Source organism: Pedobacter cryoconitis, assembly GCF_014207135.1.
Taxonomy (GTDB): Bacteria; Bacteroidota; Bacteroidia; order Sphingobacteriales; family Sphingobacteriaceae; genus Pedobacter; species Pedobacter cryoconitis_D.
Genome location: NZ_JACHCC010000006.1, coordinates 201,841 through 226,949 on the forward strand (window position 1 = coordinate 201,841; position 25,109 = coordinate 226,949).

Annotated in this window: 25 protein-coding genes; 11 read left to right on the forward strand and 14 right to left on the reverse strand. The window is 39.8% G+C overall.

Features of this window, described 5'->3' with window-relative positions:
* Positions 1-9 precede the first annotated feature (9 nt).
* Positions 10-1,509 carry a RagB/SusD family nutrient uptake outer membrane protein gene (locus tag HDF25_RS12635; protein WP_184625208.1) on the forward strand — a complete coding sequence of 500 codons (1,500 nt, stop codon included), beginning with the start codon at positions 10-12 and terminating at the stop codon, positions 1,507-1,509.
* A gap of 367 nt (positions 1,510-1,876) precedes the next feature.
* Positions 1,877-2,713 (forward strand): prolipoprotein diacylglyceryl transferase, encoded by an 837-nt coding sequence (lgt, locus tag HDF25_RS12640; RefSeq protein ID WP_184625210.1) that lies wholly within the window; start codon positions 1,877-1,879, stop codon positions 2,711-2,713.
* Here lgt and HDF25_RS12645 read toward each other — a convergent pair.
* The 4 genes from HDF25_RS12645 to HDF25_RS12660 all read right to left on the reverse strand — a co-directional run bounded on the left by HDF25_RS12645 (position 2,703) and on the right by HDF25_RS12660 (position 5,753).
* Complete coding sequence (locus tag HDF25_RS12645) at positions 2,703-3,899, reverse strand: MFS transporter (protein ID WP_184625212.1); 1,197 nt, start codon at positions 3,897-3,899, stop codon at positions 2,703-2,705. The two genes, lgt and HDF25_RS12645, sit on opposite strands and share 11 nt — an antisense overlap.
* A gap of 39 nt (positions 3,900-3,938) precedes the next feature.
* Positions 3,939-4,577 carry a hypothetical protein gene (locus HDF25_RS12650; RefSeq protein WP_184625214.1) on the reverse strand — a complete coding sequence of 213 codons (639 nt, stop codon included), beginning with the start codon at positions 4,575-4,577 and terminating at the stop codon, positions 3,939-3,941.
* 18 nt (positions 4,578-4,595) lie between these two features.
* Entirely contained in the window at positions 4,596-5,309 is a 714-nt protein-coding gene (locus HDF25_RS12655) for a YqjF family protein (protein ID WP_184625216.1), read from the reverse strand.
* Positions 5,310-5,396: 87 nt separating this feature from the next.
* Positions 5,397-5,753: a hypothetical protein gene (locus HDF25_RS12660; protein WP_184625218.1), complete on the reverse strand. Its 357-nt coding sequence runs from the start codon at positions 5,751-5,753 to the stop codon at positions 5,397-5,399.
* Positions 5,754-5,997: 244 nt separating this feature from the next.
* Here HDF25_RS12660 and HDF25_RS12665 point away from each other — a divergent pair, with 244 nt between their 5' ends.
* Positions 5,998-6,339, forward strand: a complete 342-nt coding sequence (locus tag HDF25_RS12665; RefSeq protein WP_184625220.1) for a single-stranded DNA-binding protein — start codon at positions 5,998-6,000, stop codon at positions 6,337-6,339.
* A 62-nt stretch (positions 6,340-6,401) separates the two neighbouring features.
* Here the strand turns inward: HDF25_RS12665 and HDF25_RS12670 are convergent, their stop codons facing one another.
* From HDF25_RS12670 to HDF25_RS12680, 3 genes are all read right to left on the reverse strand, one after another.
* Positions 6,402-8,456 (reverse strand): TonB-dependent receptor, encoded by a 2,055-nt coding sequence (locus HDF25_RS12670; protein ID WP_184625222.1) that lies wholly within the window; start codon positions 8,454-8,456, stop codon positions 6,402-6,404.
* Positions 8,457-9,764 carry a PQQ-dependent sugar dehydrogenase gene (locus HDF25_RS12675; protein WP_184625224.1) on the reverse strand — a complete coding sequence of 436 codons (1,308 nt, stop codon included), beginning with the start codon at positions 9,762-9,764 and terminating at the stop codon, positions 8,457-8,459. It abuts the gene before it with no gap.
* A 156-nt stretch (positions 9,765-9,920) separates the two neighbouring features.
* Positions 9,921-11,156, reverse strand: coding sequence for an isocitrate dehydrogenase (NADP(+)) (locus tag HDF25_RS12680; protein ID WP_184625226.1), 1,236 nt, complete (start codon positions 11,154-11,156; stop codon positions 9,921-9,923).
* A gap of 129 nt (positions 11,157-11,285) precedes the next feature.
* On the opposite strand from HDF25_RS12680, the gene HDF25_RS12685 reads away from it, so the two are divergent.
* Positions 11,286-11,711 (forward strand): hypothetical protein, encoded by a 426-nt coding sequence (locus HDF25_RS12685; protein ID WP_184625228.1) that lies wholly within the window; start codon positions 11,286-11,288, stop codon positions 11,709-11,711.
* On the opposite strand, the gene HDF25_RS12690 is transcribed toward HDF25_RS12685, so the two are convergent.
* Complete coding sequence (locus HDF25_RS12690; protein WP_184625230.1) at positions 11,703-13,535, reverse strand: DNA polymerase III subunit gamma/tau; 1,833 nt, start codon at positions 13,533-13,535, stop codon at positions 11,703-11,705. The genes HDF25_RS12685 and HDF25_RS12690 overlap by 9 nt on opposite strands.
* 167 nt (positions 13,536-13,702) lie before the next feature.
* Between HDF25_RS12690 and HDF25_RS12695 the strand changes: the two genes are divergently transcribed.
* The 5 genes from HDF25_RS12695 (at position 13,703) to rplI (ending at position 18,660) form a co-directional block, all read left to right on the forward strand.
* Positions 13,703-16,180: a TonB-dependent receptor gene (locus tag HDF25_RS12695; protein ID WP_184625232.1), complete on the forward strand. Its 2,478-nt coding sequence runs from the start codon at positions 13,703-13,705 to the stop codon at positions 16,178-16,180.
* Positions 16,181-16,252: 72 nt separating this feature from the next.
* Complete coding sequence (locus tag HDF25_RS12700) at positions 16,253-17,500, forward strand: hypothetical protein (protein ID WP_184625234.1); 1,248 nt, start codon at positions 16,253-16,255, stop codon at positions 17,498-17,500.
* Positions 17,501-17,581: 81 nt separating this feature from the next.
* Positions 17,582-17,944: a 30S ribosomal protein S6 gene (rpsF, locus tag HDF25_RS12705; RefSeq protein WP_037444035.1), complete on the forward strand. Its 363-nt coding sequence runs from the start codon at positions 17,582-17,584 to the stop codon at positions 17,942-17,944.
* Positions 17,944-18,207: a 30S ribosomal protein S18 gene (gene rpsR, locus HDF25_RS12710; protein ID WP_008244392.1), complete on the forward strand. Its 264-nt coding sequence runs from the start codon at positions 17,944-17,946 to the stop codon at positions 18,205-18,207. Before rpsF ends, rpsR begins: the two co-directional genes overlap by 1 nt.
* 9 nt (positions 18,208-18,216) lie before the next feature.
* Complete coding sequence (rplI, locus tag HDF25_RS12715) at positions 18,217-18,660, forward strand: 50S ribosomal protein L9 (RefSeq protein WP_184625236.1); 444 nt, start codon at positions 18,217-18,219, stop codon at positions 18,658-18,660.
* A 76-nt stretch (positions 18,661-18,736) separates the two neighbouring features.
* Here the strand turns inward: rplI and HDF25_RS12720 are convergent, their stop codons facing one another.
* Together HDF25_RS12720 and tal are read right to left on the reverse strand one after the other, a co-directional pair.
* Positions 18,737-19,030 carry a hypothetical protein gene (locus HDF25_RS12720; protein WP_184625238.1) on the reverse strand — a complete coding sequence of 98 codons (294 nt, stop codon included), beginning with the start codon at positions 19,028-19,030 and terminating at the stop codon, positions 18,737-18,739.
* Between the two features lie 32 nt (positions 19,031-19,062).
* On the reverse strand, positions 19,063-20,160 hold the full coding sequence (gene tal, locus HDF25_RS12725; protein ID WP_184625240.1) for a transaldolase: 1,098 nt from the start codon (positions 20,158-20,160) through the stop codon (positions 19,063-19,065).
* 107 nt (positions 20,161-20,267) lie between these two features.
* Here tal and mtgA point away from each other — a divergent pair, with 107 nt between their 5' ends.
* Positions 20,268-20,996, forward strand: a complete 729-nt coding sequence (gene mtgA / locus HDF25_RS12730; protein ID WP_184625242.1) for a monofunctional biosynthetic peptidoglycan transglycosylase — start codon at positions 20,268-20,270, stop codon at positions 20,994-20,996.
* 28 nt (positions 20,997-21,024) lie between these two features.
* Here the strand turns inward: mtgA and HDF25_RS12735 are convergent, their stop codons facing one another.
* A complete protein-coding gene (locus HDF25_RS12735) occupies positions 21,025-21,504 on the reverse strand; it encodes an ABC transporter ATPase (RefSeq protein WP_184625244.1) in 480 nt (159 codons plus the stop codon).
* Between the two features lie 51 nt (positions 21,505-21,555).
* Between HDF25_RS12735 and HDF25_RS12740 the strand changes: the two genes are divergently transcribed.
* Positions 21,556-22,032: a hypothetical protein gene (locus HDF25_RS12740; protein WP_184625246.1), complete on the forward strand. Its 477-nt coding sequence runs from the start codon at positions 21,556-21,558 to the stop codon at positions 22,030-22,032.
* On the opposite strand, the gene HDF25_RS12745 is transcribed toward HDF25_RS12740, so the two are convergent.
* Genes HDF25_RS12745 through HDF25_RS12755 form a run of 3 tightly spaced genes read right to left on the reverse strand, consistent with a single transcriptional unit; the run spans position 21,956 to position 24,908 of the window.
* Entirely contained in the window at positions 21,956-22,834 is an 879-nt protein-coding gene (locus tag HDF25_RS12745) for an MBL fold metallo-hydrolase (RefSeq protein ID WP_260409368.1), read from the reverse strand. The two genes, HDF25_RS12740 and HDF25_RS12745, sit on opposite strands and share 77 nt — an antisense overlap.
* The gene (locus HDF25_RS12750; protein WP_184625248.1) at positions 22,785-23,585 is read right to left on the reverse strand and encodes a (Fe-S)-binding protein; all 801 of its coding nucleotides are present in this window, start codon (positions 23,583-23,585) and stop codon (positions 22,785-22,787) included. The genes HDF25_RS12745 and HDF25_RS12750 overlap by 50 nt, the downstream gene beginning before the upstream one ends.
* Positions 23,586-23,612: 27 nt before the next feature.
* Positions 23,613-24,908: a 4Fe-4S dicluster domain-containing protein gene (locus HDF25_RS12755; protein ID WP_184625250.1), complete on the reverse strand. Its 1,296-nt coding sequence runs from the start codon at positions 24,906-24,908 to the stop codon at positions 23,613-23,615.
* Positions 24,909-25,109: the final 201 nt, after the last annotated feature.

Consider the following 25,109-nt stretch of genomic DNA (forward strand, 5'->3'; position numbering starts at 1 on the left):
AGATTAATTATGAAAAATAAAAATATATTATTATTTGCTGGTGTTATGGCTTTAGGCCTTTCATCATGCAAAAAGGATTACTTGAATACCAACCCGACTGATGCAGTTGATAATTCAGCGATATTCACGACTACGGCAAATACAGATGTAGCTTTAAATGGTATTTATCGTTATATGTATCAAAGAACAACTGAGATTAGCAGTAATGCCCAAAATAAACCGGGTGTAGGCGGAATTATGCTGCTCCAGGATTTCATGGGAGATGACCTTCATATCTCTTCAACTAACTGGTTTTCTTCAGAAGCTTCCTATAGTACTACAAGAAATGAGACCAATCAGATATTAGTATATGGGTATCGTACTTATTACAGGATGATTGCGAATGCCAACATGATCATCGAAAACGTGGATGCAGCTACAGGTCCGGATGCGGATAAAAAGAGAATCAAAGCAGAAGCGCTTACGCTTAGAGCATATGCGCATTACTGGTTGGTTCAGTTATTTGCAAAACGTTATAACGCAGCTGCAAAACCTAATGTACAGCCAGGCGTTCCGTTAATGCTTTCTACTAAAGATACCAACAAACCAAGAGCAACAGTTGAGGACGTTTATGCAGCGATTAATAAAGATCTGGATGATGCAATAGCGTTAAATATCACTAGTGTGTACAATAAAAGTCACGTGAGTATCTGGGTAACCAAAGGAATGAAAGCCAGAGTGGCTCTGACTATGCAGGACTACCCTAATGCTATTAAATTTGCAAAAGATATAGTAGATAATGGTGGATTCACATTAATGACGCCTGCTGAATATCAAACAGGATTCAATAATGCCGGATTAGCTGAATACATGTGGGCTTCTATGCCAACAGTAGATCAGGATGATACTTTCGGATCATATTATGCTCAGATTGCTTATAATGCAAATACTTCTTTCATGAGAGGAAATCCTAAAAGAATAAACGCAGCATTATATAATCAGATTTCGGCAACTGATGTACGTAAGAAAATGTGGGAACCAGCTCCAACGGCAACAAACTTCCCCTTACCTACTACATCATTTGCAAGGCAGCCTTATATGAGTAGAAAATTCTCTGTTAAACTGACTGCTGGAAGTAGTTTAGGTGATGTGCCTTTAATGAGATCTGCTGAAATGTATTTGATTCTTGCCGAGGCCTATGCTTCATCAGGTGATAATGCAAATGGACAGAGTGCATTATTTGCTTTTGTATCAAAAAGAGATCCAGGCGCTGTTAAATCTGTCAATATGGGACAAGATTTAGTTACTGAAGTAATCACCAACAGAAGAACTGAACTTTGGGGTGAAGGCGTGAGATGGTTAGACCTGAAACGTTTAAATCTTGGATTGGACAGGAATTTAGCGACGAATTTTCCTTCGGCTCCGGTTACGGGAGTAATGGTGGTTCCGGCAGGTGATGTAAGATGGCAATGGTTTATCCCAAGAGATGAGTTGAACGCGAACAAAAATATCGGTCCGCAGAACGATTAATCTTAATCTTATAAATTTGAAAAAGAGGGTGCCCAAAAGGTACCCTCTTTTTTTATGGTGTTTCGTGAGATTAGAAGAGTACTAAGTCAGTCGGAAGGTCTCTGAGTCAGAGTTTGATCTGGCAGGTAAACAGCTCGAAGATTATCCATACTTTCTTCAGTTCCGTTCGAAGGATCTTCGAACGATCTTCGAACCAAGTCCGAACAAAGTCCGAACCAAAGCACTATTCTTATACTGGTTTTGCTTTACAAATTGTCAATTCTGATGGTTAATAATGATCCTCAGCTTAACATCAATCCTGCAACGTTATTGCATATGTGCAGATATGATCTATATTTGCGGATACTAACATTTTAAGCAGACAGATATGAGTATAGCTACAATTATATGGAACCCGGGTGATTCGTTGATAGATTTGGGTTTTTTTGCCCTGAGGTATTATTCTATGTTCTTTCTGCTTGCTTTCGTTTCCAGTTATATCGTAGTCAAAAAACAATTTATCAAATATGGCATTGATGTCGCGCTGATGGATTCGCTGACCATTTATGTGGTGTTGGGAACGCTGATCGGTGCACGTTTAGGTCATTGTCTTTTTTACGATTTTGATTATTACTCTCATCACCCCCTTGAAATTATCCTGCCTGTTACTTTTAGCCCGCATTTTCGTATTACAGGTTTCCAGGGACTGGCAAGTCATGGAGGAGGGATAGGTATTATGCTGAGTTTGATCTTATTCAGCAGAAAATTCAAATTGAAACTATGGTTCCTGTTAGATCAGATTGCTTTGGTTGTACCGCTGGCGGGTACTTTTATCCGTCTGGGAAACCTGATGAATTCAGAAATTATTGGAAAACCTACTGATGTGAGCTGGGCATTTGTTTTTCTGAAAGATGATAATATACCCCGTCATCCTGCTCAGTTGTATGAGGCCATTGCTTACCTTTTAATTTTTGTGGCAGTTTATCTGATGATGAGGAAGTATCCGAAATCTTCAGGATTTTATTTTGGAATGGTCATCTTCCTGATTTTCTGTTTCAGAATAGGTATTGAATTTATCAAAGAAGATCAGTCAGCTTTCGAAGCAGGGCTGCTCCTGAATATGGGACAGCTACTGAGTATTCCTTTCATTCTGACCGGTCTGGTTATTATGTATTTTAAAAGAGGAAAACCGGAAGAGATAACGATGAAAACTGCTAAGCAATAGCAGTTTTCATTTTAGGTTTGGTACTGAATTTCCAGGTGAGCAGAAGACATAGTAAAAACCCTCCGAAGGCCAATGCTGCGCCTACATATTCTGGTGATGTAAAACCATAGGCGAGTATTGGCAGGCCTCCCAGAAAAGCTCCTAATGCATTTCCTGTGTTAGCACTGGCCTGCATAGCTGAAGAAGCCAGCATTTCCGCACCTTTAGCAGCACCAATCATCAGCATCTGCATCGGTGCAATGACGGCAAAGGCTAATGCACCAGTGACAAAGGTCAGCAGGATTGCAGCTACTTTAAAATGACTCAGCAAGGCAACCAGGATCAGTGTAATAATCATGGACAGTAATAAATAACGGGTTGTTTTAAGCGGAGAGAATTTATCTGCCAGACGGCCACCGATGAAATTTCCTACGGCCATGCCCAGACCTGCAACAACCATAATAGGTGTAATCATATTACTGCCAAAATGTGCTACTTCGGTCATCAGTGGGGCGATATAACTGATCCAGGCAAACAGACCTCCGGTGCCAATGGCAGAGATTCCTATAATGATCCAGAGTTCGGGTTTTTTAAAAACTTTAAGGCTGTCAGAAAACTTAGTTTCCGATTGCGAAGCTAAGACCGGTAACCAGCGTTTGATACTTGCTGCAGTAATCAGGGCAATGACCGAAACGACGACAAATGAGAGTCTCCAGCTTAAGTTATGGCCGATAAATGTACCCAGCGGAACACCAATAATATTAGCGATCGTTAGACCGGCAAACATTACTGAAACCGATTTAGCCTCACTGCCAGGGTCAGCAAGTCTGCTGGCTACTACAGCTCCGATACCAAAAAAAGCACCGTGTGGTAAACCAACCAGGAACCTTGCAGCAAGGAGTAGCCCATAGGTAGGAGCAAGACTGAATAATATATTACCGGCGGCAACCATAATCATCAGTCCGATCAGTACTTTTTTAGGAGGATATTTACCCAGTATACCGACCATGATCGGGGCGCCGATAATTACACCTAATGCATAAATTGAAATCAGGTTTCCAGCTGCAGGGATGTTGATTTTAAGTGTTCTGGCTACATCTGGTAATACGCCCATCATCATAAACTCTGTCATTCCCAGGCTAATGCCACCCAGGCAGAGTGTGATCAGACTTGTTTTTGTATTGGTGATTAATTTCAGGATCTTCATTGGGCGCAAAGATAATATTCTTCACGCCGATTGCCTGATTTACAGATTTATATGATACGGATATGAAATTTCTATCAAGTCTTCTGTTAACAGATCCCAGTCTTCCAGGTTATCAACTATGGATAAAACCATTTCCTTTGTCAGCGGTTCCTGTGCAAAAATCCGGGCTACTGTTTCTAAAGGAATTCCACTTTCTTTATAGCTTCCTTTGAAATAGTCAGAAGCCCATTTAACATAAGTTGCAGGTTCTCCGTCCAAAGGACTAAGCAGCTCTTCGGAATGATCGTCATGAGCTGCCGGAATTCCTGTTGCCCATGGGGTACTATTTAATTGCCATATACAGAAGGTTGTTCCGGCCGAATTTACCGGTTCTCCAAAAATAAACTCATGAAATACCTCAGGAAGCTGATCTGTTAATTTATCTTTCTCTCCCTGTTCTGCTTCTGAAAAATATCCGTTAATCACTGCTCCTTCATCCCTGAAAAGGGCTAATAACTGATCCCCCTCTCCGTTACGCATTTCAAAAAACTCTTCTCCTTCGCTCCACTGGCTGTTGTAAGAATAATACCGGTATACCCAATCCTGACAAAGTATAGCATCTAGCACAGCCATAGCTTTGCAGGCGGATTGTAATGTTTTGTTGCCGGGCAACGACTGAAGATTATTTGTAGCTATCATAAATATTTAAAAGGGTTTTTAACCCTGAATTCCTTTTTTGCCTTCGACAGAGATATCTGAACCTTCTGCGAGCATCACTGATACTGGTTGCTGATGATTCAGAAATTCAAACTCCGGACCGTAGGTGTGTGCAAAATCTACGGCTATTTTAAAGTCTCTCACTTTATATTGTGCCCATTTGGGATGTTTAACTTCATATTCGTTTGTCTTCGAATCGCTGCATCTGGTATAGCCCCAGTAATGTCCTGTAATAAAATCAGCTTCGCTGTCAGGTAAAATTTCTGATAGCGCCTTGTTTGCCGTTACGCTAAAGACCTGCCATTCATTTTTACTTCTCCAGCTATATTCCACTTCGCGTTCCTCTTCTGTCTCTGACCAGCGGTGGGTCATTGGCATAGTTTCGTAATTCTCGTGGTAAACTGTATTGGCAACTACCGAAAGTGCAAATTTAGGTACGATTTCTTTAATAAAGACTACACCACGTTTAGTCGTATCACCATCTTTGTATTTTACATAGAAGCGAAGGTTCACTTCTTCAAAATTAGCATGAAAGGGGATACTGAACCCCAGTAATTTTGTGTTTTTGAAAAGAAAGCCGATTAAACTTACATAACAGGTGTCATTCCAAATGTCCAGCTCTGTACCTGCAGGCAAATACGGAAGTAATAGATCTTGATTGACGGCATAGTTAGCGATAGCTAATTTTCTCCATTCAGCGGTTAAAAAACTCATTAAGGTTAGGTCTAGTGATTGATAGACCAATGTACTAAACCTAAATGATAATGGACAATTAAATGGCAAGAACGTGTCATTCCAATTTCAGGATTTGCCTTCCGGAGCCCTTCGTATACTCAATTTCTCCTTTTCCAGCTCAATATAGCCATAGTCATAGCAAAAGGTGCAGACTTTTCCTGCCGGGTCACTCAGGCGGTGTGTAAAGAAAGTAAAGTCAAATCCAATGGCCCTGAGTGTAGGAATAGTAGTTATCTCGACGCCCTGACGGCTCAGGTTTTCAAGAATACCAGCATTTTTTCTAAGTATGCGATTGATTTGTTTCACACTATCGTTGCGGGTTTTATTAATTGAATTATTATAGTTGCAGCGACAATGGTCACCGCAGAACTTTTTATCTGCACGTCCATTTACCGCATCTCCACAGTCCAGGCAATATTTCATCGGTATATATATTGTTTTTAACGGTGATGAAGCTATCATAAGCATATTTATTGCTGTTTGTAAGCGGTATGCTTATGATGGTTTCATCGGGTTAAATTAATTCGTTCTTCCTGATTTGTGGTTAAAATATCCGGAAAACATTTTTCAGAAATAACCGGTTATAAACGGTTAATAAACGATTGGTGGTTGTTCTATTTTCATATTTGCCTTTGCAGTATTGCTGTTGGTAATTAATTATGAAAATATGGATAGAGTAAAAAATAGTGTGCGTTTAACAGGTTACGCAGGTACGGATCCGGTTGTTATAGCCTTCGGCACAGGGAAAAAAATGGCCAGGTTAAGTCTTGGTGTACATGAGTTCTATAAAAATAGTTTGGGCGAGGCGATAGATCAGACGCAGTGGTTCAACCTGATTTTCTGGAATCACAAAGTAGAACTGGTAGAGGAGACGGTGAAGAAAGGTACGGCGTTACGTATTGAAGGAAAATTGAGTGCGCAGAGTTATACCGATAGAAACGGGGATCAGAGATATACAACAGAGATTGTAATCAATGAGCTGGAGATTATAGATAAATATGAGTTGTGAGCGACCCATTTTAGATATAGCCACCCGGGAGATCTTTGTTGTCTGCCCAGGTGGTTATGTTATTAAATGCGAAAATTAAGACCGCCATAGTAATTTCTGGTTGCTGCAGCATTGAAGTATCTGCCTCCAGCGGCATTAAGATCATTACCGAGACTGTAGCGTTGATTAAGCAGGTTATCAACACCCGCAAAGATTTCTACAGGGAAATTGGCAATCTTTATTGCACTCCATCCGATTTTGCCCTGGACAAGATGGTAAGCCTTAGCGTAAACTGTATTGGCATCTGTCAGGGGAGTTTCAGAGGTGTAGTTATGTTGAAGGAAAATATAAAGCCCTTTCGGCAACCGTAAGTCAATGGAGGTGACTACTACATTTTTGGGAACACCGGTTAAATCTTTACCTGAGAAGTCTGAGCTGCCACTGGTGTAATGCGCAAATTTAAAATGACTTAATGTATATGCATTTTTCAGCGCTAAACCCCGGATAGTCGCTGAACTGTTTGGAGGGATGAGCCAGGCTGACAAGGAAGCTTCCAGTCCCCACTGTTTTGTTCCGCCTGCGTTAATGAAATACTCAGTATTGTTATCATTTAACCTTCTGACAATCGCATTTTCCAGATGATAATAAAAACCAGTCAGGTCGAGTACGAATCTCCTGCTTTCTGTCTGGTATCTGACACCTGTTTCATAGTTCCATCCACGCTCTGGTTGTAAAGAGGTATTGATTATATTGTCTGATGCCCTGACTTCTGCTATGGTAGGAGGAGAGTATCCTTTGCTCAGGGATGCGCGTAAAGAAAGATTGTTAAGGGCCAGATAAGAGAGCGCAATTCTGGGCATTAGTTGTAAATCAAAACCCTTATTTTTTTTAGGCCCGGGAATGGGACCGAGATGTTCATAATTGTATTGATAAAGGTTCGCACTGGTGGATAACTCTAAGTTTAATCTCTGAAAGATATCCACATTTAAATGTGCAAAACTAAAATTAGTTGCTGATTTTATACGATCTGAAGCCTGTAATGCAGCAGGATTTCCATAATTATTATCTGTATTAACGATGCTGGAGGCTGTTTTAGAGGCTTCCAATCCTAAATTGAATCGCCAGACGAGCCATTTTAGGTTTTCCACATACTCCACATAAGTTCTGACACCGAATGTTAATTCTTTCCGGTGTTCATAATTGGTGAGGAACGGATTTTTGAAATCGGTATTGGAAGTGAAAACAGAAAATATATGTTTGAAGTGCGGACTGAATTGCCAGTTGTTAGTTACACCAGCAAAAAATGTTTTGCTGTATATCCCTGCTTTTTGTTCTTCGGCACTTTTGACATTGCCGGCCGCAGGTCTTGAAACTTCAGGGGTTTGCCCGTATTCAGTTGCTGTCAATCCTCCGGGGGTTTCATAATGTAAATCACTATAAAATAATAAGGAAGAGAGACTGGCAACGGATGAATAATCCCATTTCTGGTTTAACTGAAAATACTTCCGGTCCATCGCACTATGATTACGATAACCATTACTCTTCTGATAAGACTGGGTGATATTAACCATGTATTTTTTCCATTTGTTTCCGAGGTTCAGGTTTTCCTGAAACAGACCGAAGGAACCGCCTGTGAGATTGAAGGTCAGGCTGGGTTTGTCATTTGCCGGAACACTGGGGTTAATCAGTACTACTCCACCTGAATTTGCACCATAAATACTACTTTGCGGGCCTTTTAAGACTTCAATATTCCTGACCCCGGACAGATCAATGGCATTGAGATAAGTATTGCCACTTGCATCTGTAATTGGGAACCCGTCGAAATAGAGTTTAATATTTCTGATTCCAAAAGGTGATCGTAACAGGCTTCCCCGTATAGATAATCTGTAGCTTCCTGGTGAACGCTCTTCCATCCTTACCCCTGATACCGTATTGAAGGCAGGAACAAATGAACTGCCGGATTGCAGCGCTATAGTAACCGGGTCGATAATGCCCACAGCCCCTGTTGTTCTCAACAAGGGCTGTGGGGTGAAATATGGACGTATAATAACCTCTTCTAATTTTGTAGTGTCCTGTCTGGTCTGGCTAAAAGCCGGTAAAATAAAAGCAAACAAGACAAGCGCTAAAGTTAACTTCATCTATTTAGCTGCCACTCTCCAGATTGTACTGCTCACATCATCGGCTACTAACAGGGCACCATCACGGGCAATGGCTACACCTACCGGACGTCCGTAAACCTCGCTTTTAGCTGCATCGGCAATGAAACCTGTTAAGAAATCTTCCAGTTTTCCAGAAGGCTTCCCATTTTTAAAAGGAACGAAAGCCACTTTATAACCGGCAAGTTCTGATCTGTTCCAGGAACCATGCTGACCAATGAAAGCTCCATTCTGATATCTTTCAGGGAATTTACCGGCCGTATAGAAAGCCAGGCCAAGGGAAGCTGTATGTGAACCAACAGCCAGATCGGGAACGATAGCGGATTTGACTAATTCCGGATGCTGATCTTTCAGTCTGGGATCTTCATTCTGGCCAAAATAAGAATAAGGCCAGCCATAGAAGGCACCTGGTTTTACACTGGTGATATAATCGGGAACCAGGTTATCTCCCAGCCCGTCACGTTCGTTTACTGCGGTCCATAATACACCGGTTCCTGGTGCCCAGGCCATACCTACCGGGTTTCTGAGGCCAGAAGCATATATTTTTTCTCCTGTTCCATCGGGGTTAACCTCCAGAATATTTGCACGGCGTACTTCGTGCTCCATGCCATTTTCCCCAACATTGCTACCAGATCCAACGGTAATATAGATTTTAGAGTGATCTGCATTGGTGATCAGGTTCCTGGTCCAGTGGTTATTATATCCACCTGCCGGTAAGTCCACAATTTTTTTGCCTTTACCAGTAATCTTAGTATCGCCTGTTTGATAAGGATATACATACAGGCCATCTGTGTTGGCTACATAAAATGAATTGCCAATAATTAATACACCATAGGGCTGATCAAGGCCGGAGAGAAAGGTGGATTGTAAATCGAATTTGCCATCCTGATTGGTATCTCTGAACAGGAGTATTGTATTCGCGCTTGAACCACCTACTTCGGCTTTATCTTTACCACTTAGTGCGTTGGCTATCTTTTCTTTGGTATTACGTTCAGAATTGGAAAGCACGACCAGTATATCTCCATTGGGTGCAATATAAATGTTTCTTGGACTCTTGATATTCCCTGCGAATTTAGTGACGGTAAATCCCGCCGGTGCAACTGGTGTTTTACCTTCGGGCCAACCTATAACTTTACTGAAATTGGTTTTTGAAGCCTTGGTATCCGGAGCAGGTAAGTTTAAAGTGTTATCTGTACCAGAACTGTCAACTTTGGAGGAAGCAGTTTTTGTCTGAGAATTACAGGATAGCATAATAGGTACAGCGCTGAGGAGAAGGAGGAATTTTTTCATAATCAATAGTTCAATTTTTGGTATAACAAGTTAGTTAAAAGGAGGTTTGGAGAAAAATATATTTTTAATGTGTAGGAAACTATTTACATGACGGTATGCCTGGATAACAAAAAAGCCCTGTCCGTTAAGAACAGGGCTTCTATTATAAAAAATCTATTAAGCTAATTTCGACTGTAAGTTTTCGTCAATCGCTGCTAAGAATTCTTCAGTATACAGGTAATGTTTACCGTGTTCTACTTTATTGCCATGGATACAAACAGCTAAATCTTTAGTCATTTTTCCGCTTTCAACAGTTTCAATACAAACCTGCTCTAAAGCATGGCAGAAGTTGATCAGTGCCTGGTTATTATCTAAAACACCACGGAATTCCAATCCTCTGGTCCATGCAAAGATCGAAGCAATCGGGTTGGTAGATGTTGGTTTTCCAGCCTGGTGATCACGGTAGTGACGGGTCACTGTACCATGTGCAGCCTCAGCTTCCATTGTTTTTCCATCTGGAGTAACCAGTACTGAAGTCATTAATCCCAGTGAACCAAATCCCTGAGCTACTGTATCAGACTGAACGTCTCCATCGTAGTTTTTACAAGCCCATACAAAATTACCATTCCATTTCAATGCAGAAGCTACCATGTCATCGATCAGACGGTGCTCGTAAGTAATGCCTGCTTCTTTGAATTTAGCTAAGAAATCATTCTCATAGATCTCCTGGAAGATATCTTTGAAACGACCATCATATTTTTTAAGGATAGTATTTTTTGTAGACAGATATAAAGGCCATTTCTTGATTAATGCCTGGTTGAAACAAGCGTGTGCAAAACCACGGATACTTTCATCTGTGTTATACATAGCTAGAGCTACACCATCACCTTTAAAATTATACACGTCAAACGACTGAATTTCTCCACCATCTTCTGGTGTGAATGTCAGTGTCAGTTTACCTTTACCTTTAGTTACTAAATCAGTAGCACGGTACTGGTCACCAAAAGCATGACGGCCGATACAGATAGGGGCAGTCCAGTTTGGTACTAAACGTGGAACATTGCTCATTACAATTGGCTCACGGAAAACAGTTCCATCCAGGATATTACGGATAGTTCCATTTGGTGATTTCCACATTTGTTTTAAATTAAATTCTTTTACGCGGTCCTCATCAGGAGTAATGGTTGCACATTTGATACCTACACCATATTTTTTAATGGCTTCAGCAGCATCTATTGTTACCTGGTCATTAGTCTCATCACGGTATTCTACACCAAGATCATAATATTTAATATCAAGATCAAGGTAAGGTAAAATCAGTTTATCCTTAATGAATTTCCAGATGATACGGGTCATCTCATCACCATCTAACTCTACAACTGGCTGGTCTACTTTAATTTTTTGTACAGACATATTATGGTTTCAATTTTTACTTATTAAAAAAACAAAGATATAAATTTTGAGTTTATCGCCTCATTTTGGCGTAAATTACAAAAACAAATAAAGATTAAGTAACGTTATACTGACATAAAACATTGAGCTATGGGCACGGATACAAATAACACTGGTAGCGGTACAGGATCTGGGGATAAACTGCACAATTCTGACCTTGGAGAGACAAAAGATTTTAACGACTTATCTTTTGATAAAGATAAAAACAGTTATGAGCTTGATGTAAAAGGGTCTGATAAGGAATATGATCATCCGCTTCCTTATGATACTACGGCTGCGAATGGGGGTGATGAAAATTCAGCTTATGACGAGGCTAATCCTTATATCGGTGATGAATATGCCAGCTGGGCAGAGAAAAGAAAGGCTGAACTGGAAAACCAGGCCATGCATATTGATCATGGAAATATAGTAGAAGTGGATCCCGAAGACGAGTTTTTAGCCAGAACAGCTGAAGATGACCGTCCTGATCTGGATGAAGAAGGCTATCCGGTAAATGACGAGCCTAAATTAAGGTAAGAGGTCAAGATTGAGCCTTTTACGCATTTCTTCCAGTTTAGGGTTCTTCTCTAAAAGATAATGGTATTTTTCAATGCTGGTGTACAACCGGTTTTCAATTTTATTTTCGACTTTTTTGGTGACAATACCTACGCTAAAGTTCTTTAGTCTTGTTCTCAGAAAATTCAGGAATTCAACCAGTTCATTTTGCAGGATGCTTTCCTGAGCAAGATTGGTGATAGAAACTGTAATCTGATCTGGTTTGGTTAATTCAGGATCATTGGTCGTCAGAATAGTATAGAAGTTGATTTTATTTTCCTCTTTAACTTTCTGTACATACTCTTTCCAGAGAACCATTAACTGTTCATAAGTGAAAGGTTCTTTATCTTCCCCAAATACAAATTTGGGCTCATCACTATCTATAGCTCCCGCTGCATTTGTCAGTGCATTCAGAGAAGGAATTAATGTTCCTCCGGTCATGCTCCCGGCAGGATTCGGTTTGAGTGCAATCTTATTAACAGAGTTCAGATTTGGTGTTACAGCAACGCGGGCGGTATCAGGCGGAATAACAGGTGGGGCAGATGAAACGGGCTTTGGGGCCGTTTCTATGGTTTTAACCGGGTTTTCTACAGGAGATGGCAGAGGCTCAGGCCTTTCCATATTTACTGCAGGAGCGGTTTTTACATCAGTTTTTTTTTTAGTCTGATCTATGTCAGTTGCTGGTGTAGAAGGAAGCTGTGCGAGTTGCAGAACCGATGGTATATGGCACATCTTAATGAGCGCCAGCTCTACCTGTAATCGTTGATTCTTACTGTTTTTATAAGTAAGATCACATTGATTGGCTAAATTGAGTGCAGTCAGGATAAAGGATACCTGTACCTGCTGGCTCTGGGTGATATATTTTTGTTTGATATTCTCACTGACTTCAAGTAGTCTGACTGTCTGAGGGTCTTTGCTGACTAATAAATTCCGTAAATGACTTGCCAGTCCGTTGATAAAGTTGTTGCCATCAAAACCATTGTTCAGAATTTCATCAAACAGGATCAGGGCCTGACTTACATCAGCGGTATTCAAATATTGGGTCAACTTGAAATAGTAATCATAATCCAGAATATTCAGATTATCAATAACAGATTTATAAGTCAGGTTTTTATTTGTATAACTAACTATCTGATCAAACATGGAAAGTGCATCGCGCAATCCACCATCCGCTTTCTGGGCAATGATATGTAAACCATCGGCTTCCACAGTAATCTGCTCACGAATGGCAATCTTATTCAGGTGACCAGAAATATCATCTACCTGAATTCTGTTAAAATCAAAAATCTGACAGCGGGAAAGGATAGTAGGCAGGATTTTATGTTTTTCTGTTGTTGCCAATATAAAGATGGCATAAGAAGGTGGCTCTTCCAGTGTTTTCAAAAATGCATTAAAGGCATTTGCAGAAAGCATGTGTACCTCATCTATAATATAAATCTTGTATTTACCAGCCTGTGGCGGGATACGAACCTGTTCAATCAGGCTGCGGATATCATCTACAGAGTTATTTGATGCAGCATCCAGCTCATGAAAATTGAAGGAATGACCTGTTTGAAAAGAAATGCATGATTCACATGTACCACAAGCTTCTGTTTCAGGAGTCAGATTGGTACAGTTGATTGTCTTGGCAAGGATCCTAGCGCAAGTCGTTTTACCAACACCTCTCGGGCCACAAAAAAGGAAGGCCTGGGCAAGCTGGTTATTTTTAATTGCATTTTTTAAAGTTCCGGTAATGTGGTTTTGTCCGACAACAGTTTCAAACGTTGCTGGACGATACTTACGGGCCGAGACAATAAAATTTTCCATTTCAATGCGAAATTAGAAAAAATTTGTGGAGCATGAGGGATTCTGCATAAAATAAAATGAATCCCTTCATAGAATAAGGTTAGACTGTTATCATTTTGTTAGTATTAGGTAATTATTATAATTAGATTAATCTAATTTATTAAGTTTGCACAAACTAAAAATACAATATGATCATACAAAGACTAATTTTTAAGCAATCAGTAGTTGTTTTACTGCTATTCTTTGCTGTCAGCACTCAGGCACAGGACCAACCAATATCAGGATTGGTCAGAGATATAAATACACAACAGGTTATTGGGGGAAGCAGTGTAAGGCTACTGGATTCAAAACGAACAGCGATTGCAAATAAACATGGAAAATTTACGTTGGCTATCCCACAACAGCAAAGAAATGGGAAGTTATTGATTTCTTATCTGGGCTATAAACCTGATACAGTATGCATTGATGCTACCAGACTGTTTTACGAAGTTTTACTGGAAACCAAAGAAGATGCACTGAATGAAGTGGTGGTTACAGGTGTTTCCAGGGCAACGCTTTCGAGGGAGAATCCTGTACCTATTGTCAGCGTTTCTAAAAAGAAAATAGAGCAATCCTCTGAGAGTAACATTATAGATGTACTGGTCAGAAACGTTCCGGGACTGAATGCAGTGAAAACAGGGCCTAATATCTCCAAACCATTTATCAGGGGCTTAGGATACAACAGGGTACTCACTTTATATGACGGGATCCGCCAGGAGGGGCAGCAATGGGGGGATGAACATGGAATAGAGGTTGATGCCTATAATATTGAACGGTCAGAAGTAATTAAAGGACCATCCAGTTTAATGTATGGGAGTGATGCACTGGCAGGAGTGGTGAGTCTGATGTCTTCCATGCCAACGGTTACGGATGGACAATTGCATGGCAAAATCCTCTCCGAATATCAGCGTAATAATGGGCTAATTGGAAATGGTCTGGGTTTATTTTATGCGAAGGACCGTTGGTCTTTTGCTTTGCGGGGCTCCTATCGTATTGCGAAAAACTATAGCAATGCTGTAGATGGCAGGGTTTACAATACGGGATTTCGTGAAACCAATGCGTCGGGTACGGTTCGGTACAGTACGCACAAGGGAAACTCTACTTTCAACTTAACGCTTTATGATAATATACAGGGTATTCCAGATGGTAGCAGGGATTCTCTGACCCGGAAGTTTACCAAACAGATTTACGAAGGAGATCAGGATGATATTAAAAACCGTCCGATAGTTCCAGATGCTGAGCTAAATTCTTATCGGATGAGCCCTTTACATCAGCATATCCAGCATTACAGGGTCTATAGTAATAATCATTATGAGATTGGTAAAGGAGATATAGATGTCCTGCTTGCTTTTCAGCAAAATATCCGCAGAGAATACAATCATCCTACGCTACCTGATCAGGCTGGTATGTATGTGAGATTAAATACGGTAAATTATGGATTAAAGTATAATGCGCCCAGGATCTTAAATACTGAGCTTACCTTTGGTATTAATGGGATGTATCAGAATAACCTGAATAAGAATGCGACAGATTTTCCTATCCCCGATTATAATCTTTTTGACGCAGGAGCTTATGTCTTTGCGAAATGGAAATATGAAAACTGGACAATCGGTGGAGGAGTCAGGTATGATTTACGCAATTTGAAAGCAAATGATTTTTATACGGCAAACAATCCGCTGACCGGATTCAGCAGACAGGTTTCTTTAGCGCAAGACCCGAATGCTTATCTGCAGTTCGCCTCTTTTAATAAGTCTTTCGGAGGCGTTTCTTTAAGCCTGGGGACTACTTATCAGCTGAGTGATCAGGTGAGTCTGAAAGCTAATATTGCCAGAGGTTACCGTGCACCGAGTATTACTGAATTTGCTTCAAATGGTCTAGATCCGGGTGCACATATTATTTATCTGGGAAACCGGAATTTTAAACCTGAATTTTCTTTTCAGGAAGATATAGGAGCTGAAGTTACATTTAGAGATTTGTCCATGTCATTCAGCTTGTTTAATAATAATATTCAGAATTATATTTATCTGACTCAATTATTAGATGTGGGTGGAAATCCGAGTATCAGCCCACAGGGAGATAAGACTTATCAATATCAGCAAGCTACGGCTCAGCTTTATGGTGTAGAATCTACTTTTAACCTTCATCCGGCTTCTATTAAGGGGTTTTCATTTGATAACTCCTTCTCGTTGATTTATGGATATAATAGAAAACCTTTATTTAAAGATAAGAAAACAGAAGGTGAATATTTGCCGCTTATCCCCCCTGTCAGGTGGCTAAGCAGTATTAACCAGGATATTAAACTCCGTTCTAAATTATTTTCAACCCTGAATTTTAAAGTGGAATCTGAGTTTAATGCAGCACAAAACCGTTACCTGGCATTGAATGACACAGAAACACCGGCTAAAGCCTATTTGCTTTTTAATGTAGCTGCAGGAACATCGGTTAAGTATTCAAAAACGCATGCACTGCAATTTCAGTTACAGATTAATAATCTGTTTAATGAAGTTTATCAGTCAAACCTGAGCAGGCTTAAATATTTTGAAAGTTATGAACAGTCACCCAATGGATATAGAGGAATACAGGGGATGGGAAGAAATATTGGTGTAAAAATAATTTGCCCATTTTAATTGGGAATAAAATTACCTTTGCCGCTCTTTAAATTTAATTACAAATATTTATACCTTAACTATTTAAATAAAATGAAACGTTCTCTACTGCTATTACTATCGGGAATCCCTGTATTTTGTTTTGCTCAATCCAATTTTCAAAAAGGTTATGTGGTAACCAATAACAAAGATACCATTGCGGGTTATATTGATTTTGTTGAACAGACGAAAAATCCTGTATCAATTACATTTAAAACTGCTTTGGAAAGTCAGACACAGACTTTCAATACGGCTAACTGTTCGGCCTTTTCCATTAATGAAATGGAAGCTTATCAGCGTTTTGACGTAGAAGTGAGTATGAGCAAAATGGATCTCGCAAATCTTTCTGTTGGGCCGGATAAAACCATTGAAAAAAGGGATGTATTTCTGAAAGTGTTGCAGGCGGGTAAAAATATTACCTTGTTTTCTTATACCGACAAAATTAAGAAGAGGTTCTATTTATTAGAGAAGGACAGTGCTACACCTTACGAATTGGTTAGCGGGATATATTTAAAAGCTGCAAATGACAACATGATGATGGAAGATATCGAGTTTCGGAGACAATTATCACTAGTCATGAATAAATTTGAAGTGGGTACAGAAACTGACAGAAATAAATTAGCATTTCTGGGATATGATGAACCTTCTCTGATTAAGATTGCTGCCAGGATCAATGAGCAAAAAGTAGCTAAATCCAAATATAATTCAACAAGATTTTTTGTCGGTATTGGTATGAATGCCAATAAAGGATATTATAAAGGAACGCATAACTTCGCAAGCCCTGACGCGCATAATAAATCCTCTTACACCCCTTACCTTAGTGTTGGTATTGATGCATTTGCTAACCCGGCGATAAGGAAACTTATTTACAGACTGGAGTTATCTCTGTCAACCAGTAGAAATGAAGTTTCGACTATCACGGAAGGAAAATATGGCGAGTCAGCTACCCATCAGTTTAATCAGGTGACAGTCTCAATGATACCGCAAATGATCTATAATATATACAACAGAGATCATTTGAAAGTGTTTTTAGGCGGAGGTGTTGGGCTGAATCTTTCAGGATATACAACCAACAAGGAAATTGATAAAAGTTTTTTCAGACAGGAAACCTCAGTTGAAGAGAATAAAACAGAGCTGGAAAAATTGAATTTTTCACTCCCTTTAACTGCTGGAATTGTTCTTCATAAAAAGATCGAAATTTTGGCTGGTTATACTTTTTCTTCAGCTATTTCAAATTATCAGACTTTCAGCGTTAACATACAGAGATATAAGATCGGAGTTAATTACCTGTTTGGCAAGTAGTAAATGTTTTGAATTGTCGAAAAATATTCCTAAGTTTGCAGCCCTGTTTAACACAGGATTTAACATAAAATAATCATAACAATGAATCAGTACGAAACTGTTATCGTTCTAACCCCGTTGTTGTCAGAAGAAGTTGCGAAAGAAGCATTAGCGAAATTCAGCAAAATCATCACTGACAGCGGTGCCGAAATTGTTCAAGAGGACAATTGGGGTTTGAGAAAATTAGCGTATCCGATTGAAAAAAAAGCAAGCGGATTTTTCCACCTTACAGAGTACAAATCTTCAGGTGAATTAATTAACAAATTGGAATTAGAACTAAAACGCGATGAGCGTGTTCTTCGTTTCCTTACCATTAGATTAGACCGTCACGCGGTTGCTTATAATGAGAAGAAACGCAGTGGTGCTTTTAACAAAAAACCTAAGAAAGAGGAGGCTGCAGCATAATGGCTAAAGATCAAATACAATATGTTACTGCTCCAAAAGTGGACGATAACAGAAAAAAATATTGCCGTTTCAAAAAGAATGGTATTAAATATATTGATTATAAAGACGCAAACTTTTTGTTAAAATTCATCAATGATCAAGGTAAAATTTTACCTCGCCGCTTAACCGGTACTTCATTGAAATTTCAACGTAAAGTGGCTCAAGCGGTTAAACGTTCTCGCCACATTGGTTTGTTACCTTTCGTTGCTGACCAATTAAAATAAGAGCTGAACATGGAAATTATATTAAAACAGGACATCAAATCTCTTGGAGAGAAAGATGATATTGTAAACGTAAAGCCAGGTTACGGACGTAACTACCTTATCCCACAAGGATTCGGTGCTTTAGCTACTCCATCTGCTAAAAAAGTATTAGCAGAGAATTTGAAACAAGCAGCGTTTAAACAAGATAAAATTAAGAAAGATGCTGAAGATATCGCAGCTCGTTTAACTGATGTTAAATTGAGTATCGGTGCTAAAGCTGGTGAAACTGGTAAAATCTTTGGTGCAGTAAACACTATTATGATTGCTGATGCATTAAAACAACAAGGTTTTGATGTTGACCGTCGCCGTATCACTTTCGAAACTGAACCTAAATTTGTTGGTGACTATGTTGCTAACTTAAACTTACACAAAGAAGTGAAAGTTAAAGTTCCTTTCGCAGTTGTAGCTGAGTAATCTCATCTTAAACGATATAAAAAAAAGCGTTCTGATTTTATCAGGACGCTTTTTTTATGCTTCAAAAGGAAGGTATTTAGATTCTCCTTCTTTTAGTTCTGTTTTCATCAATCACTCTTCTGATCTCTTTGATATCCTTTTTAGAGAAACCATGAACCTCTATTTTGTTCCCGTTCATAAACAGGCGAAGCGTAGCAAAACCTATCATCGGTGAATCAACTTCAATCGACGAAATGTCTTCATAATTCAGATATTTAGAGTCTCCGCTAAATAAACCCGGCGCTTTTATTTCAATACTGTTCTCTTCTAAATAGATTTCTGTAGGAAAAACCTTGTTTCCTTCTGATAGTCTTGATGCTGTAAACTTCATGCTTGTTTTTTTATTATCAGCAAATCTAGTTATTAAGCTAATTGTTTTTGCTTTTCTATTGCATTTAATAATTTCTCATAGGGCGCGTTGAATTTCTCTATGCCTTCATCTTCCAGTTGCTGGGTAAGTTTTGCCAGGTCAATGTCTTCATGACGTAACTGTGCTAATACGGATGAGGCACCTTCGAGATCTATTTCCAGCCTGTTTTCGGGATCACCATGATCACGGTAAGCCTCGAGAGTTTCTATAGGGATGGTATCTACTGTATCAGGGCCGATCAGTGCTTCTACATATTTAGTGTCTTTAAATGCGGGGTTTTTACTGCTTGTACTGGCCCATAGTAAACGCTGCGGCCTGGCACCAAGAGCAGCCAGTTTTTCCCATCTCGGACCGGTGAAGACTTCTTTGTAAATCTCGTATGCTTTTTTTGCTGAAGCAATAGCTACTTCGCCTTTCAGTTCACCTAAATGTCTTTCTTCCAGTATAGGGTCAATCAGTACATCTATACGGCTTAAAAAGAAACTGGCTACTGAAGCAATGTCTTTGATGCTTTCGCCTCTTGCTGCGCGTTCTTCCAGGCCTTCAATATAGGCATCTGTTACTTTTCTGTAACGTTCCAACCCGAACAATAAGGTTACATTAATGTTTAACCCTTCGGAGATAGTTTTTTTGATGGCCGCCAGACCAGGTTGTGTACCCGGAATTTTAATCATTACGTTTTTACGGTTGACCTCTTTCCAAAGATGGAGGGCCTGTTTAATAGTGCCTGCTGTATCCATCGCCAATAATGGTGATACTTCCAGACTTGCATAACCATCAGCACCTTTTGGTTCTTCATTATATACAGGCAGTAATAAATCTGCCGCCTGCTGGATATCTTTAATAGCCAGGTGGTAAAAAATATCTTCGTTACTCAGCGCGCTTTTTGCTAATCCGGCAATATCTGCATCATAGTCGGCACTGCTGCTGATTGCCTTTTCAAAAATTGCAGGATTTGAGGTAAGGCCCCTTACGCCATCTATTTCTATCAGATTCTTAAGTTTCCCAGATTTAATAATTTCACGGTCAATAAAGTCAAGCCAGATACTCTGACCGAAATCGTGTATTCTCTTTACATTATTCGCTTCCATATTGTATTCTTTTAGGAAAAAACAAATGAGCAGGCTGAAATGTTTAGAACCCGCTTAAAATATATCCAGGATAGATGCCGGATCTGTAATTTTATTAACTTTGGGCGATGGCTAGAAAACGTGGCAAAACCAGTAAATCAAAGAAATTCGACTTCAGAAACTTTCCGATACTCATAGGTAAATGTATATTATGGTTTTTTCTGACTACCATCCTCTGGGTAGTAGCCTATAGGTTTATTAACCCGCCTTTTACCTTATTGATGATTATGCGTAATATCGAACGTAAATCGGATGGTAAAACCTTTAAAACGGATAAAGAATGGGTTAAGTTCAGCGAGATGTCTGACCAGATCAAGAGAGCTGCTGTAGCTGGGGAGGATCAGAAGTTTGTGCATCACTGGGGTTTTGATATGAAAGCTATCGGAAAAGCATACAGTGCCAACAAAGAAGACAGTACTAAAGTTAAAGGGGGGAGTACGATTTCGCAGCAGACAGCCAAGAATGTATTCCTCTGGCCGGGCAGGTCATGGGTACGTAAAGGGTTTGAAGCTTATTTTACGGTCCTGATTGAAATGATATGGAGTAAACAGCGGATACTTGAAGTATATCTCAATGTCATAGAAATGGGAGATGGTATCTATGGAGCTGAAGCCGCTGCACAAAGCTATTATGGGAAGTCGTGCAGGAATCTGAACAGATCTGAAGCTGCATTGATTGTAGCCTGTTTTCCTAATCCGTTACGATGGACACCTGAACATCCTACTTTATACATCAGACACAGGCAGTACCTGATCATGAAAAATATAAGGAACCTGGGTCCTTTAAAATTCAAGTAAGAGACAAGTTAATATAGATTTTCGCGGATTAAAGTAAGTCCGCGAAAACTTTTTTATGCCAGCTTTCCTTAAAAGGAACTTCCCATTTTGTCTCGAAATCTTCCAGTGTCTGTACCATATTGTTAAATACAATAGAGTCGTGGTTGATGTTTTTGATGCTGATCAGGGTTTCAAAATCTTCTTTATTAACGACATTCACTTTGCCGTCAACTTTATAGGCCATATTGAAACGGTTAAACAGGTCTATACCATATTCACTTTCGATACCTTTAATTACGCGTACTGAGGTATCAATAGAACAGCCTGTTGCACCCGCAGTAGCTTCGTCTACAGTGAAAATAATAAAATAATTATACCTGATTTCTGCTTTTGCCTGTAACTGGTGGCCATGGGCTTTCCATTGTGCGGTAAAACCGTCCAGCTGCTGCTGAATTGCACTCACCTCCTGGTCAGTGAATTCGCGATCACTTTGGTAGATCCAAACCTTTGATTGTGGAGAAAAACTCATATCACAAATTTAGCATTTTATTTAAATTGACATTCTTAAATATCTAAAGAGATGAAAAAGTTTACAATCTCCTTAAAAATATGCTCATTTACCCTGTTATGTGCTGTTTTTCTATCTTTTTCATCGTATGGTCCAACAGAGGAAGAGGCTGTATATGTACAGCAAAAGCTTTATAATCATTACAACGCTGAGGTGTCAGGTAAAAGTATTAAGAAGTATGAATTACATGTTACTAACACTGGGTTCTGTCGTTATAAGTGTTTTTTAAACAGTGGTAAAATTGAATACTTCTCCTTTAATCTGCTTAAATATAAAGAGATAGATTATGCGGGTACGACGCAGACCGGAACACTCATTTTACGGACTAAAGGGGATGATGTCATTGTACAGACCTATAATGACAGTAAAGGAGAGGATGTGGATAGTATGTCCACTTTTATGGTTATCCCACTTAAGAACATCGAGCCTGAAGAGCTGAATGATCTGGCTGAGAAATTTCAGCGGATGAGTGAGAAGCTCCATCAATAGTAAATACCGGTGTTTCCATCTCACGCGAAGCCACAATAATCATCGTATCCTGAGCATGCTGCTTAAACAGGTTTTCAACCAGTGCCGGGTTATTATTGTCTTTTGACAGATGGGATAGCAACAGATGGGTTAATCTGGGCGGACGCGAGCTTATAAATAATTCTAAAGCCTGTTTATTACTCAGGTGACCAAATCCATCGCTGATTCTTTTTTTAAGGTAATAGGGGTAATTACCATTGTGTAAAAGTTCCTCATCATAGTTAGCTTCCAGGAATGCGGCATCACATTGCTGAAAATGGTGTGTAAGTTGTTCACACACTATACCCAGATCTGTAAAAACACCAATTTTGATAGCTCCGCAGGTAACCATAAAACTATGCGGTTCTGCAGCATCATGTATTTTAGGGAAACAGGTGATATGCATGGAACCAATCTGTACAATCTGATGACTGGTAAAAGGATTGACTAAATCCAAAGGCAAATCCAGCTTGCTGTTATCCAGTGTAGCCGGAGTAATATAAACCGGGATACGGTACTTTTTAGCCATTACTGTCAGTCCGCGGATATGATCACCGTGTTCGTGGGAGATGAAAATAGCTTTCACCTTTCCCATTGATAGGCCCAGGCGAAGCATTCTTTTCTCTGTTTCCCTGCATGATATTCCCGCATCAATCAGTACGGCGTCCTGTGCATTACCAACGTAATAACAGTTGCCGTTACTGCCTGAATTTAAAGACGTAATAAAAAGGGGGTTACAACCCATTTGCTCTTGCTGTAATTTCTGCAATATCCAATACTTCAACGTTTTGGTTCTGATCTTTCATTTTAATACCGTCACTCAGCATGGTCATACAGAAAGGACAGCCGGCTGCTACAATATTAGGATTTGTTTCCAGAGCTTCTTCGATTCTTTCTATGTTGATGTCCTTATTCCCTTTTTCTGGTTCCTTGAACATCTGCGCACCACCGGCACCACAGCAAAGGCCATTAGATTTACAGCGTTTCATTTCGACCAGCTGAGCATCCAGAACTTCCAGGGCTTTTCTCGGAGCCTCATATATACCATTGCCACGACCTAAATAGCACGGATCATGATAAGTGATTTTTTTGCCTTTGAAGCTTTCGCCTCCTTCGGCTTTCAGTTTACCGTCGTTAATCAGATCCTGGATCAATTGTGTATGGTGAATAACTTCGTAAGTACCACCAAGCCCAGGGTATTCGTTTTTAATAGTATTAAAACAATGTGGACAGCCGGTTACGATTTTTTTAATATTATATCCGTTGAGTACCTCGATGTTGGTCATGGCCTGCATCTGAAACAGAAATTCATTTCCGGCGCGTTTTGCAGGGTCACCTGTACAGCTTTCTTCTGTTCCCAGTACCGCATATTTGATACCCACATGGTGAAGTATCTTGCAAATATCGCGTGTTGTTTTTTGTGCACGTTCATCGTAACTCCCTGCACAGCCTACCCAGAATAAGATCTCAGGTTCTTCGCCCCTGGCTATCATTTCTGCCATTGTAGGCACTTCTATATTTAGTTTCGCGCTCATTATTCAGCTTGAGTAATAGATTAAAATTTAGTTTTCTTTAGCCCAGTTCAACCGGTCGGCCGGAGAGTATTTCCACGGTGCACCGTTATTCTCAATGTTCCCTAACATGGCGTTGATACTGGATGGTGCCTGTGATTCTTCCATTACAGCATACCTTCTCAGATCTGTAATTATCGCCAGCGGATCGATATTGATCGGACAGGCCTCAACACATGCATTACAACTTGTACACGCCCATATTTCCTCTCTGGTGATATAATCATCAATCAGGGATTTGCCATCATCAAAACCAGCCCCACCTTTGTCAAGGTTTTTACCAACCTCTTCCATACGGTCACGGGTATCCATCATGATTTTACGTGGAGAAAGCAGTTTCCCGGTAATATTAGCCGGACAAACTGAAGTACACCGTCCGCATTCGGTGCAGGTATAGGCATTCATGAGATTTACCCATGATAAATCATTAACATCTTTGGCACCAAATCTTCCTGCAGCAGCTTCTGGTGGAGTGAAGGAAGGATCAAGCATCGCTTTGACCTCATTGGTAACACTTTGCATATTGCTGAATTCACCTTTAGGCTCCAGGTTTGAAAAATAAGTATTTGGAAAGGCAAACAGAATATGGAAATGTTTAGAGTAGGGCAGGTAGTTCAGAAAGCAAAGGATACCTACGATGTGAAACCACCAGCAGCTTCTCTCTATCATGATCAGACTACTTTCGGTACCTGGTAATAAATTCTGTAAGAACTGACTCACCGGAAAAGCACCTGCAGTGATATAATGATGTGCACCTAAAGCTTGTAATTTGGCATCAGCCGCATTCATCAGCAAAAAAGCTGTCATCAGCAGTATTTCAGTGAAGAGGATATAATTAGCATCAGACTTAGGCCATCCTTTTAGTTCAGGACTTGTAAATCTCTTGAGTTTTAATATGTTTCTTCTGATCAGGAAAATGGCACAGGAAAGCCACACACCAAGGGCAAGGAATTCAAATGACCCAATCAGAAAGTTATAGACACTACCTAATCCGCCGAAAATGCGGTGTGTACCAAATACGCCGTCAATCATAATTTCGAGTACCTCGATGTTAATGATTACAAAACCCACATACACTATAAAGTGCAGTGCAGCAGGGATAGGACGGACTACCATCTTACTCTGCCCCAAGGCAACCCTGATCATGGTCATCATTCGTTTTGAAGGCTGGTCAGAGCGGTCTGCCGGTCTGCCAATCTTAATATTGCGGATCACCTTTTTCAGGTTGAAACTGAAGAGTGCAATCGCCGCTAATGTAATAGCGATAAATAGAATTTGTGAAATCATTATTTGGTCAATCTTTTACAGTAACGCTAAGTTAAAATATTTAGCAGTAAAAAAATACTATGCAAGCATAATTATTTTAAATTTAGAGCGGTTTTAAATAAATCTGGGGCCTTTTTTAAATTTTTCAAAAAAAAGTTTTGCAATTCAAAAAAAGAAACTACATTTGCACTCCCAACCGAGGGGAATATGTGTTAAACATAT